The following is an 11,774-nucleotide window of genomic DNA, read 5'->3' as shown; positions in this document are numbered from 1 at the left end:
TCAGCCGACGGACCCTTCCATCTGGAGCTCGATCAGGCGGTTCAGCTCGAGCGCGTACTCCATCGGCAGCTCGCGCGCGATGGGCTCGACGAACCCGCGCACGATCATCGCCATCGCCTCGGCCTCGTCGAGACCGCGCGACATCAGGTAGAACAGCTGCTCTTCGCTGACCTTGGACACGGTGGCTTCGTGCCCCATGGACACCTCGTCGTTGCGGATGTCCACGTACGGGTACGTGTCCGACCGCGAGATCGTGTCCACCAGCAAGGCGTCGCAGACCACGCTGGAACGCGAGTGGTGCGCCCGCTTCGCGACCTTGACCAGGCCGCGGTAGGAGGTGCGGCCGCCTCCGCGCGCCACCGACTTCGACACGATGGTCGAGGACGTGTGCGGCGCGAGGTGCTCCATCTTGGCCCCGGCGTCCTGGTGCTGGCCCTCGCCCGCGAACGCGACCGAGAGGACCTCGCCCTTGGCGTGCTCGCCCATCAGGAACACCGACGGGTACTTCATCGTCACCTTGGAGCCGATGTTGCCGTCGATCCACTCCATGGTCGCGCCCTCTTCGCACTTGGCGCGCTTGGTGACCAGGTTGTAGACGTTGTTCGACCAGTTCTGGATCGTCGTGTAGCGGCAGCGGCCGCCCTTCTTCACGATGATCTCGACGACCGCGGAGTGCAGCGAGTCGGACTGGTAGATCGGCGCGGTGCAGCCCTCGACGTAGTGCACGTAGGCGCCCTCGTCGACGATGATCAGCGTCCGCTCGAACTGGCCCATGTTCTCGGTGTTGATCCGGAAATACGCCTGCAGCGGGATCTCCACGTGCACGCCCTTCGGCACGTAGATGAACGAGCCGCCGGACCACACCGCGGTGTTCAGCGCGGAGAACTTGTTGTCGCCGGCCGGGATGACCGAGCCGAAGTGCTCCCGGAAGATCTCCGGGTGCTGCTTGAGCGCGGAGTCGGTGTCCAGGAACAGGACGCCCTGCTCCTCCAGGTCCTCGCGGATCTGGTGGTAGACGACCTCGGACTCGTACTGCGCCGCGACGCCGGCCACGAGGCGCTGCTTCTCCGCCTCGGGGATGCCCAGCTTGTCGTAGGTGTTCTTGATGTCCTCGGGCAGGTCTTCCCAGCTGGCAGCCTGCTTCTCGGTGGACCGCACGAAGTACTTGATGTTGTCGAAGTCGATCCCCGAGAGGTCGGCGCCCCAGTTCGGCATCGGCTTGAGGTCGAACAGCTTGAGCGCCTTCAAACGGGCGTCGCGCATCCACTCGGGCTCGGACTTCTTGGCGGAGATGTCGAGGACGACGTCCTCGTTCAGTCCGCGACGGGCGATGGCGCCCGCCTCGTCGGAGTCCGCCCAGCCGAAGGCGTAGTTGCCCAGGGACGCGATGGTCTCTTCCTGGCTCAACGGCTCGGTGGTGGGAGTGCGCTGCTCGGCAGCGGCAGTCATGCGGGTTTCCCTCCATTCGGGATCCGTGGTGCGTGCCCGTCGGTCGGCGAGGCCGATTCTCGGGGCGTCGTGCGGTCCGGCTCGGGATGGGCCGGGATACTCGCCGGTCCGGCGGGTACGTGTGTGGTGCACGCGTTGTCTCCGCGTGCGATGGTCGCCAGCCGCTGGACATGGGTGCCCAGCAGCTCGGCGAAGGCTTCCGTCTCGGCCTCGCACAGCTGCGGGAACTCCGCGGCGACGTGCGCGACCGGGCAGTGGTGCTGGCACAGCTGCGCGCCGACGTGCGCGGCCGGGGCTCCCGCGCCGACCTGGCGGGTCGAGGCAGCGTAGCCCTCGCGGCTGAGCGCGACGGCCAGGGCCTCGGCGCGCTCCACCGGATCATCCGATCCGGTGATGGCCTGGCGGTGCGGGCCGATCAGCCCTTCGACCCGGCGCTCGGCGAACGCGCGCACCGCGTCCGGCCCGGCGTGCTCGGCGAGGAAGCGGATGGCGGACACCGCCAGGTCGTCGTAGGCGTGCCCGAACCGGGCCCGGCCCGCTTCGGTGAGCAGGAACAGCTTGGCCGGCCGGCCGCGCCCGCGCGGTCCTCGGCGCGGAGCGTCGCGGGTTTCGGCCTCGCCGTCGGCCTGCAGCGCGTCGAGGTGCCGCCGGATCGCCGTCGGGCTGATGCCGAGCTGCTCGGCTACCACCGCGGCGGTCATCGGGCCCTGTTCCAGCAGCAGCCGGGCGACCTCGTGCCGGGTGCGGCCCTCGGCTACGTTCACCGCGCTGACCTGCACCGGGACATCGGAAACCGCGGCGTGCGGCAGGTTGCCGTACTCCCCGGACGTGCTTCCGACGTTTTTCACAACACAAGTGTGTCTTATTTCCGGCCGAGGGGCAAAGGCGGGGCGTTCCGCAGTGACCCGGCTCACCCTTGGCACCCGAGCCGGTCGTCGGGCAAGTCCGTGAAGGGAACATCGAGGGACTCTGAATCCCTCGATGTTCCCTTCACGGACGTCCCAGCCCCGGGCAGCCGGCACGCTCGATACGCTTCCGGACGTGGCAGTCGGCGAGCACCCCGAGAAGCGGGCACCGGAACCGGACGGATCCGGCAACCCCACGACCGCCCCGACGCCTGCTCCGGAAGCCTCCGGCAGGGTGCCCGCCGCGGTCCGCCCGCGCCGTGGCGAGCCGCTGGACGGCGCCGAGCGCCGCGGCCTCGACGTGGTCCGCCGGTTCGGCACCGTCGGCTCGCTGTTCCTCGCGCTCGGCTCGCTCGGAGCCGGAGCCGCGCCGGTGATCAACCCGGTGCAGGAGCTGCCGGTGCTGCGGCTGTTCACCCGGATCCCGACAGTGTCGCTGGCGATCGCCTTCTCCGGCATGGGCATCCTGGTGCTGAGCTGGCTCATGCTCGGCCGGTTCGCCCGCCCGGCCAGCGCGCGCACCGCCACCAGCGGCCAGCTCGCCCGCACCATCGCGATGTGGGTCGCGCCGCTGCTGGTGATCCCGCCGCTGTTCTCCCGCGACGTGTACAGCTACCTCGCGCAGAGCGAGATCGTGCACCGCGGCATGGACCCGTACCAGCTCGGTCCGGCGCAAGCGCTCGGCGTGGCCGACCCGCTCACTTCCGGGGTCACCAACATCTGGCGCGAGACGCCCGCCCCGTACGGCCCGCTGCTGCTGCGGCTCGGCGGCTGGCTGGCGCCGGTAGGCGGCAACAACATCGTGGTCGGCGTGCTGCTCCAGCGCGGCCTGGCGCTGATCGGCGTGATCCTGATCGTGTGGGCACTGCCGCGGCTGGCCAAGCGGTTCGGCGTGCCGCCGGCCACCGCGCTGTGGCTCGGCGGGGCCAACCCGCTGCTGATCTTCCACTTCGTCGCCGGCGCGCACAACGACTCGCTGGCCATCGGCCTGATGGTGGCCGGGCTGGAGCTCGGCATCCGGAAGCTGCCGATGCGGGTGCAGGGCGACCGCCCGCCGCCGCTGGCGAAGGGCGAGCTGCTCTACATCGCGCTGGCCGTCGTGGTCATCACCGTTGGCGCCACCATCAAGGTCCCCGCCGTGCTCGCGCTGCCGTTCCTTTCGGTGATGGTGGCGCGCAGATGGCACGGCCGGCTGAAGGACCTGTTCCGGGCGGGCGCGCCGATGGCGCTGCTGTTCGCGGTCGTCCTGGTCGGCATCTGCTTCGGCACCGGGCTCGGCTTCGGCTGGGTCGGCACCACGCTCAGCACGCCGGGCCTGGTCCGGTCGTGGATCTCCCCGACCGCCGAGGCGGCGAACCTGGCCGGCGTGCTCGGCATCGCGCTCGGGCTCGGCAACCACACCGACTCCCTGGTGCCGATCTTCGGCGTGCTCGGCAACGTGCTGACCGCGGTCGTCACGTTCAAGTTCCTGTGGGCCAGCTTCAACTGGCGCTACCGGCCGATCATCGGCCTCGGCGTCTCGCTCGGGATGGCGATGATCCTGCAGATCAGCCTCCAGCCGTGGTACCTGCTGTGGGCAGTCATCCCGCTCGCCGCGGCGGCCGGCACCTCGCGGTTCTGGGTTCTGGCGACCGTGGTCAGCGCCGGGCTGCCGTTCCTGCTGCCGCCCACCGGCGACACCTTCGCCGGGCGCTCCTACGTGCTGCCGTGGGCCTACGGCGCGGCCGCTTTGGTGACCCTCGGCGGGCTCGCGATCGTGTACAAGCTTTCGCCGCTGCTGTTGTCGAGAACACGTCCGGCGTCCCCGGCACCGCGCGTGCCCGCGGACGTCGTATCGTGAACCGTTGTGGACAACCCCGCCGTCGAGATCACCGGCCTGGTGAAAAGCTACGGCTCCACCACCGCAGTCGACGGTCTCGACCTGCGCATGGAGCGCGGTTCCCTGCTGGCCCTGCTCGGGCCGAACGGCGCCGGAAAAACCACTACTGTCGAGGTTTGCGAAGGATTCCGCCGTCCTGACGCGGGCCAGGTGCGCGTGCTCGGCCTCGATCCGGTCTCCCAGAGCGCCCAGCTGCGCCCGCGGGTCGGCATCATGCCGCAGGGCGGCGGCGCGTACCCGGGCGTGCGCGCCGAGGAAATGCTGCGGCTGGTCGCTTCCTGCGCCGCCCATCCGCACGATCCCGCGTGGCTGCTCGACGTGCTCGGGCTGTCGAGCGCGAAGCGGACCCCGTTCAAACGGCTCTCCGGCGGGCAGCAGCAACGCCTTTCGCTGGCCTGCGCGCTGGTCGGCCGCCCCGAGCTGGTGTTCCTCGACGAGCCCACCGCCGGCATGGACCCGCAGGCGCGGCGGCTGGTCTGGGACCTGCTCGCGGCGCTGCGCGCGGACGGCGTGAGCGTGCTGCTCACCACGCACCTGATGGAGGAAGCGGAGACGCTCGCCGACCAGGTGGTGATCGTGGACCACGGCAAGGTCGTCGTCCAAGGCACGCCGCATTCGCTGACGCTGGAATCGGGCGAAGCGGCGCAGCTGCGCTTCCGCGCCCGCACCAGACTCGACACCACGCTGCTCGAAGCCGCGTTGCCGGAGGGCTATCACGTCTCCGAGTCCGCGCCCGGCTCGTATCTCGTGGAGGGCGCCGTCGACCCGCAAGTGGTGTCGGCGGTCACCGCGTGGTGCGCACAACAGGGCGTACTGCCCGAACAGCTGCAAGTCGGGCGGCGGACGCTCGAAGAAGTCTTCCTCGAACTCACCGGACGGGAATTGCGCGCATGAGTTCTCCGTTCCCGGCAGGCACTTTCACCCCCGCGCCCGGCCGCGGGTCGCTCGGCCGGATGCTGCGCACGCACGCCCGGGTCGAGGCCGCGCTGACCCTGCGCCACGGCGAGCAGCTGCTGCTCACCCTGATCATCCCGCTCGCCCTGCTGATCGGGTTGAGCGAACTGAACATCCTGCCCGCCAGCCAGCTCGGTGCGACGTCCAAAGTGGACTGGATGACGCCGAGGATCCTCGCGCTGGCGGTGATGTCCTCGGCGTTCACCGGACAGGCCATCGCGCTCGGTTTCGACCGCCGGTACGGCGTGCTGAAGCGGCTTTCCGCGACCGCGCTGCCGCGCTGGCTGCTCGTGGCCGGGCGGCTGGTGGCAGCGCTCGTCGTGGTGCTGCTGCAGTCCGTGGTGCTCGGCGTGGTGGCGGCCTTCCTGGGCTGGTCGCCGTCGCCGGCCGGACTCGGCTCGGCGATCGTGCTGCTGGTGCTCGGGACACTGGCGTTCGGCGCGCTCGGCGTGCTGCTGGGCGGCGCGCTGCGGGCCGAAGCGGTGCTGGCGCTGGCGAACATCGTCTGGTTCGTGTTGTTGCTGGCCGGCGGGATCCTGCTGGCACCGTCCGCACTGCCGTCCGGAATCGGGTTCCTGGTGGAGCTGCTGCCGTCCGGCGCGCTCGCGGAAGGCATGCGCTCGGCTTTGGTGGACGGACAGTTCCCGTTCGCGGACGCCGCGGTACTCGTCGCCTGGGCCGCGGTAGCGGGCGCGGCGGCCACCCGCACCACCAAACTCACCTGACACATTTTTCCGTGAAGGGCCTCATGCGGGACTTGAATTCCCGCAAGAGGCCCTTCACCGACTTCTCGCGCCGGCGGAGAAATCCCTGGTGTGGCGGCCGTCGCACCAATGCGGAAACCGCCGCGGTAATGCGCGCGAGTACTCTTTCCCTGTGTCCCTCAGCAGTTTGATCGCGCGCCTGCCGTATCCGTCCGCGTCGGTCCAGCGGGCCGTCGCGATCGCCGCCATCGTCGCGCAGGCCGGGATCGGCGTGACCGGGTCGGTCGTCCGGGTCACCGGGTCCGGCCTCGGCTGCAACACCTGGCCGAAGTGCATCGGCAGCAGTCTGGTGCCGGTGCACCACGACGGGATCGCCGCGATCAACCAGTGGATCGAGTTCTCCAACCGGATGCTCACCGGCGTGGTCATCGCGGTCGCGGCGCTCGCGGTCATCACCGCGTGGCGGGTGCAGGTCGACCACCCGGAGCGCCGCCGCCTGGTGAAGCTCGCCTGGACGATGCCCGGCGGCGTCGTGCTGCAAGCCGTCCTCGGCGGGTTCACGGTGCTCGCGAAGCTGGAGTGGTGGACGGTCGCGATCCACTTCCTGGCGTCCACGCCGCTGGTGTGGCTGGCGGTAGTGCTGCTGAAGGCGTTCAACGAAGGCGACGAGGCCGCCAAGCCGCTGGTGCCGCCGATCGGCCGGCAGATGCTGGTGTTGCTGACGGTGCTGATGTGGGCCGTGCTGATCGCCGGCACGACCGTCACCGGCGCGGGCCCGCACAGCGGCGACATCAACACGCACCGGCTGGACGTCCCGATCGACCTGCTGGCGCGCGTGCACAGCGGGCTGCTGATCGCGTACCTGGTCGTGCTCGGGGTGTTCGGACTGACGCTGATGCGCGTAGGCGCGCCGAAGAGCGTGTGGAAGCGGTACGCGTGGGTGTGGATTATCGCGCTGTTGCAAGGGGTTCTCGGGACCGTGCAGTACGCGCTGGGCGTCCCGGAGGCGATGGTGTCCTTCCACGTGCTGGGGTCGGCATTGGTGATCGTGGCGACCGCGGTGCTGTGGACCGGCACCCGAGACCGCGGACCGGTGACTTCGCTCGAGCCCGCGGAGAAGCGGGAACTCGCCTCCGCGAGCTGACGGCCATCCAGCCGTAACCGCGCATCGGCCCGGCGGACAGATCGACCGCTTACCGTCATCGGCGTCCGGCTGTTCGATGCGCCCGAGGTGACGCCATGCCGACCGCCCCTGCTCGCCCTGTCAAGCCGCTCGTCTCCGGTCGGCGCGGGCCGGCCGAGATGATCGTGCTCAAGACCTTTCTGCTCGTTCCGTTCGCTGCCCTGATCGCCGCCGTGCCGTTGCTCTGGGGGTGGGGCATCGGCTGGACCGACGTGATTCTCGCGACCGTCTTCTATGTGCTCGGCACGCTCGGCGTCACCGTCGGCTACCACCGCTATTTCACCCACGGCGCGTTCAAAGCCGGCCGTCCGCTGCGGATCGCGCTGGCCATCGCGGGCAGCATGGCGGTGCAGGGTTCGGTCATCTTCTGGGTGGCCAGCCACCGACGGCACCACGCCTTCTCCGACCGCGAAGGCGACCCGCACTCCCCGTGGCTGTTCGGCACGTCGCCGGCCGCTCTGCTGCGCGGGTTCTGGCATGCGCACATGGGCTGGATGTTCCAGCGCGAGGTGACCAACGCCGACCGGTTCGCGCCGGATCTCGTCAGCGATGGCGATCTGCGCCTGGTGAACCGGTTCTTCTGGCTGTGGATCACGCTCAGCCTCGGCCTCCCGGCCGCGCTCGGCTGGGCGCTCAGCGGGACCTGGCAGGGCGCGCTGACCGCGTTTTTCTGGGCCGGGCTGGTCCGCATCGCGTTCCTGCACCACGTCACCTGGTCGGTGAACTCGGTCTGCCATCTGATCGGCGACCGGCCGTTCGCCAGCCGCGACCGGGCGGCGAACTTCTGGCCGCTGGCGCTGCTGTCGATGGGCGAGTCCTGGCACAACTCGCACCACGCCGACCCGACCTGTGCCCGGCACGGCGTCCTGCGCGGCCAGGTCGACGTCTCGGCCCGGGTGATCTGGCTGTTCGAGCGGTTCGGCTGGGCGACCGACGTCCGCTGGCCGCGCCCGGAGCGGCTGGCCGCGAAACGAGTCCAGCCCTGATTGCCTTATCGAAAAACGATGCTATCGTAAAACGATACTATCGTTCTTCGATAAGGAGACGGGCATGGCCAAGCTCACCGACCGGCTCCGGGAGCCGCTGAGCAGCACCGACAAACGCGTCGTCACCGTCGTGGCGGCGGTCTTTGTGGTCGCGTTCGCCCTGGTCAACTACGGGACAGTGCGCTCGGCGACGCGCGGCTGCGTCGAAGCCGGGCACGGCACGCCGATCGTGCCCGGGGACGGCGGCGCGATCCAGGCCGCGACCGTCCGGGTCTGTCCGGGCGAGGCGGGCCCGACCGGATCGGAAATCGCCCTCTCGATGGGCGCGACCCTGCCGAACATCGTGTTCAGCGCGCTCGCCCTGCTCCTGCTCTGCCGCTTCCTCTGGGGCGCGGCCCGCCCGGGCCTGCACTCCCCGGTCACGCCGGGGCGGCTGCGCACGCTCGGCTGGTTCGTGCTGGTCGCCGGTCCGGTCGCGGCCGCACTGCAGTACTGGTTCCAATACGAACTCGCCGCCGCACTGCTCCGCACACCGCAGCGTCAGCCCGATTTCAACGGGCAGTACCACGCGTGGCTGCAGGAACTGCAGATGGACTTCCCCTGGTGGTGCGTCTTCGCCGGCGTCGCCGCGCTGGTGGTCGCGAAACTGCTGCGGATCGAGGTCCGGCTGGCCGAGGACCTGGAAGGCACCATCTGATGCCGCCCGAGGAACCGCACCGCATCGAGATCCGGCTCGACGCGCTCCTCGCCGAGCGCGGCATGACCGTCGCCGAGCTGGCCGACCGGGTAGGCATCACCCCGGTCAACGTGTCCGTGCTGAAAAACGGGCGCGCCAAAGCGATCCGGTTCTCGACGCTGTCCAAGATCTGCGAAGTCCTGGACTGCCAGCCGGGCGACCTGCTGGTCTTCCGGCGGGACTAGGCCAGCTGCTGTCGCACCGCGGACGCGAACCGCAGCGGCGCACCGGCGTCGGCCTGCCGGAAGCCCAGCGACGGCTCGGTCAGCTCGATCTCCAGTACCAGGGGACGCCCGTCGTCGCCGCGGACCAGGTCGACCCGCGCGTACAGCAGCTCCGCCCGCAGAATGCCGAGCAGGCCGCAGGCCGCGTCCAGTGCGTCCTCGGCCACCGCGCGCACCTGCGGCGCCGGGACCGCGGCCGCGAGCTTCTCTTCCAGATACAGCCCGGACGCGTCCATCCCGGAGCCGAGCATCGCGGATTTGGTGAAGGCGTGCGAGTACACGCCGCCGAAGTAGGTCACCGCGATCTCGCCCTGGGTGTCCACACTGGACTGATAGGGCTGCACCAGCGCGGTGCGGCCGTCGCCGTGCAGCGCGGCGACGTGCTTCTCCGCTTCCGGACCGGCGACGTCGAACCGGGCCACGTCGCGGGATCCCGCGCCCACCGACGGCTTCACCACGAACGGCTTCTTCGGCCAGCGCGGCTTCTCCCCCGGTTGCACGATCTCGACCGGAACCGTCGGCACGCCCGCGTCGAGCAGCTCGCCGAGATAGGTCTTGTCGGTGTTCCAGCGCACCACCGACGCCGGGTTGCTCAGCGCCGGAACGCTTTCACACCAGCTGAGGAATTCGTCGCGGCGCTCCGGGTAGTCCCAGGCGGCACGCAGCACGACGACGTCGGCCGACTCGAAATCGGCCCCGGAGTCCCAGGGCGCCCAGCTGACCGTGAACCCGAGGTCGGCGAGCGCGGGCAGCACCGCGGCCTCGTCGCCGTCGCCTTCGGGCAGCGCGGAGCAGCTGACGAAGATCGCCGAGCGGGTCACCGGCCGGCTCGCGGACCGGCCATCTTGCGGCGGTGCGCGGCACCGATCTTCACCGTCTTCACGGTCGCGCTGTCCCACTCCGCGGCTTCCAGGTCCTCGACCTGCTCGACCAGCGCGGCCCCGGTCTCGACGCCGGCGACGAGCACGTCGCCCATCGCGCCGTCCGCGCCGACGAGCACGACCCGTGCCCCGGCCGCGCCGATGTTCTCCACCACTGCGCGCGACGGCTTGCCGTGCTGCGCCACGAACTCGCGAGCGGACGCCAGCTGGCGGGCAGTGGGCGCGGTCGGCGTGTTTTCGGTCTCCTCAGCCACGTCCGGAGCTTAACCCGTGGCGCCCGGCAGCGCGGCCCGACCGTGTTCTCGGCCATAGTGGAGCCAGCAACGCCCATCGCGAGGAGGAATCATGCCGACCGCAGTGCAGGTGAACCGGACCGGCGGCCCGGAAGTGCTGGAAATCGCCGAGGTCGAGCCCGGCTCGCCGGGTGCCGGGGAACTGCTGGTGGACATCTCCGCGGCCGGCGTGAACTACATCGACACCTATCAGCGCCAGGGCATCTACCCGATCCCGCTTCCGTTCGTCCTCGGCAACGAGGGCGCGGGGACGGTGGCCGAGGTCGGCGAGGGCGTCACGGACTTCGCACCGGGCGACCGCGTGACCTGGCAGGGAGCGCTCGGCAGCTACGCACAACGCGCCGTGGTCCCGGCAGCCGCCGCGGTGCGTGTGCCCGAAGGAGTGTCCGACGAGATCGCCGCGGCCACGATGCTGCAGGGGATGACCGCGCACTACCTGGTGCGATCCACTTACGAAGTCCAGCCGGGCGACTCCATCCTCGTGCACGCGGCAGCCGGCGGGGTCGGGCTACTGCTCGTGCAGCTGGCCAAAGCGCGCGGCGCGCGCGTCCTCTGCACGGTATCCACCGACGAGAAGGCCGAGCTGGCCCGCGGTGCCGGCGCGGACCAAGTGATCCGCTATGACCGCGAAGACTTCGCCAAGGCCGCTCGCGAGCTGACCGACGGCGAAGGCGTCGCCGTGGTGTACGACGGCGTCGGCAAGGACACTTTCGACGGCAGCCTCGCCAGCCTGAAGATCCGCGGCACGCTCGCGCTGTTCGGCGCGGCCAGCGGCCCGGTGCCGCCGGTCGACCCGCAACGGCTCAACTCCGGCGGTTCGCTGTTCCTGACCCGCCCGACGCTCGTCCACTACCTGCGCACCCGCGAGGAACTGGACTGGCGGGCCGGCGAGCTGTTCGCCGCTGTGCAGGACGGCTCGCTGAACATCCGGATCGGCGGGCGCTACCCGCTCGCCGACGCCCGGCGGGCCCACGAAGACCTGCAGGGCCGCCGGACGACCGGGAAGCTGCTGCTGATCCCCTGAGTCAGGAGACGGCGACGGCGTCGGTCACGAACACCAGCGTCTCGTTCGGAGCGATGCCTCGCCCGCCCTGGCCGTACCCGAGGTCGGGCGGGACGATCAGCAGCCGCCGCGTGCCCTGCTTGATGCCTGCCAAACCCTGGTCCCAGCCCTTGATCACTTCACCCGCGCCGAGCGTCAAGGTGAACGGCTGACCGCGATCGAACGAGCTGTCCAGCTTCTTCTTGTCCGACCAGGTGACCAGCGAATAGTTCATCGACAGCTTCGCGCCCTGTGCCGCGACCGGACCGGTGCCGGTCGACAGGTCCTTGGTGATCAGCTTCTTCGGCGGGGTGCAGTCGTCCGGGATGGTGATCGTCGGCGCCTCGCCGAAGTTCCCGGTGGTCTTGATGTCGTCCGCGGTGCACTCGCGGTTCGGGTTCGGGTTCGCCGGAGCCGCGCTGCTGTCGCCGCTGCAGGCGGTGAGTCCGAACGCGACGACCGCCGCACACGCGCTGACGACTGCGATCCTGCCGATTCTCTGCATGCTTGACTGTATCCGCACGGTGCCGACGATCCG

At 70.3% G+C, this 11,774-nt stretch carries 13 protein-coding genes; 8 read left to right on the top strand and 5 right to left on the bottom strand.

Annotated elements, in window-relative coordinates:
• Complete coding sequence (gene sufB / locus AMYBE_RS0104645; RefSeq protein ID WP_020658176.1) at nucleotides 1-1,449, bottom strand: Fe-S cluster assembly protein SufB; 1,449 nt, start codon at nucleotides 1,447-1,449, stop codon at nucleotides 1-3.
• Nucleotides 1,446-2,297 (bottom strand): helix-turn-helix transcriptional regulator, encoded by an 852-nt coding sequence (locus AMYBE_RS0104640; protein ID WP_020658175.1) that lies wholly within the window; start codon nucleotides 2,295-2,297, stop codon nucleotides 1,446-1,448. Before AMYBE_RS0104640 ends, sufB begins: the two co-directional genes overlap by 4 nt.
• A 292-nt stretch (nucleotides 2,298-2,589) precedes the next feature.
• On the opposite strand from AMYBE_RS0104640, the gene mptB reads away from it, so the two are divergent.
• From mptB to AMYBE_RS0104605, 7 genes are all read left to right on the top strand, one after another.
• Entirely contained in the window at nucleotides 2,590-4,194 is a 1,605-nt protein-coding gene (mptB, locus tag AMYBE_RS0104635) for a polyprenol phosphomannose-dependent alpha 1,6 mannosyltransferase MptB (protein ID WP_034287847.1), read from the top strand.
• Between the two features lie 6 nt (nucleotides 4,195-4,200).
• Nucleotides 4,201-5,127, top strand: coding sequence for an ABC transporter ATP-binding protein (locus AMYBE_RS0104630; RefSeq protein ID WP_020658173.1), 927 nt, complete (start codon nucleotides 4,201-4,203; stop codon nucleotides 5,125-5,127).
• Nucleotides 5,124-5,912 carry an ABC transporter permease gene (locus tag AMYBE_RS0104625; protein WP_020658172.1) on the top strand — a complete coding sequence of 263 codons (789 nt, stop codon included), beginning with the start codon at nucleotides 5,124-5,126 and terminating at the stop codon, nucleotides 5,910-5,912. The genes AMYBE_RS0104630 and AMYBE_RS0104625 overlap by 4 nt, the downstream gene beginning before the upstream one ends.
• 151 nt (nucleotides 5,913-6,063) lie before the next feature.
• A complete protein-coding gene (locus AMYBE_RS0104620) occupies nucleotides 6,064-7,035 on the top strand; it encodes a COX15/CtaA family protein (protein WP_020658171.1) in 972 nt (323 codons plus the stop codon).
• A gap of 95 nt (nucleotides 7,036-7,130) precedes the next feature.
• Nucleotides 7,131-8,060 (top strand): acyl-CoA desaturase, encoded by a 930-nt coding sequence (locus AMYBE_RS0104615; RefSeq protein ID WP_020658170.1) that lies wholly within the window; start codon nucleotides 7,131-7,133, stop codon nucleotides 8,058-8,060.
• 64 nt (nucleotides 8,061-8,124) lie between these two features.
• Nucleotides 8,125-8,757, top strand: a complete 633-nt coding sequence (locus AMYBE_RS0104610; RefSeq protein ID WP_020658169.1) for a hypothetical protein — start codon at nucleotides 8,125-8,127, stop codon at nucleotides 8,755-8,757.
• On the top strand, nucleotides 8,757-8,981 hold the full coding sequence (locus AMYBE_RS0104605; protein ID WP_020658168.1) for a helix-turn-helix domain-containing protein: 225 nt from the start codon (nucleotides 8,757-8,759) through the stop codon (nucleotides 8,979-8,981). The genes AMYBE_RS0104610 and AMYBE_RS0104605 overlap by 1 nt, the downstream gene beginning before the upstream one ends.
• Here AMYBE_RS0104605 and AMYBE_RS0104600 read toward each other — a convergent pair.
• Entirely contained in the window at nucleotides 8,978-9,841 is an 864-nt protein-coding gene (locus AMYBE_RS0104600; RefSeq protein WP_020658167.1) for an ATP-grasp domain-containing protein, read from the bottom strand. The genes AMYBE_RS0104605 and AMYBE_RS0104600 overlap by 4 nt on opposite strands.
• Nucleotides 9,838-10,155: a hypothetical protein gene (locus AMYBE_RS0104595; protein ID WP_020658166.1), complete on the bottom strand. Its 318-nt coding sequence runs from the start codon at nucleotides 10,153-10,155 to the stop codon at nucleotides 9,838-9,840. The genes AMYBE_RS0104600 and AMYBE_RS0104595 overlap by 4 nt, the downstream gene beginning before the upstream one ends.
• 91 nt (nucleotides 10,156-10,246) lie before the next feature.
• Here AMYBE_RS0104595 and AMYBE_RS0104590 point away from each other — a divergent pair, with 91 nt between their 5' ends.
• Nucleotides 10,247-11,218: a quinone oxidoreductase family protein gene (locus tag AMYBE_RS0104590; RefSeq protein ID WP_020658165.1), complete on the top strand. Its 972-nt coding sequence runs from the start codon at nucleotides 10,247-10,249 to the stop codon at nucleotides 11,216-11,218.
• Between the two features lies 1 nt (nucleotide 11,219).
• Here AMYBE_RS0104590 and AMYBE_RS0104585 read toward each other — a convergent pair whose 3' ends face one another.
• A complete protein-coding gene (locus AMYBE_RS0104585) occupies nucleotides 11,220-11,741 on the bottom strand; it encodes an FKBP-type peptidyl-prolyl cis-trans isomerase (protein ID WP_020658164.1) in 522 nt (173 codons plus the stop codon).
• Nucleotides 11,742-11,774: the final 33 nt, after the last annotated feature.

The organism is Amycolatopsis benzoatilytica AK 16/65, from assembly GCF_000383915.1.
Classification (GTDB): domain Bacteria; phylum Actinomycetota; class Actinomycetes; order Mycobacteriales; family Pseudonocardiaceae; genus Amycolatopsis; species Amycolatopsis benzoatilytica.
Note: the sequence above shows the minus strand (reverse complement) of the source record. Positions and strands in the feature narration are given on the sequence as shown.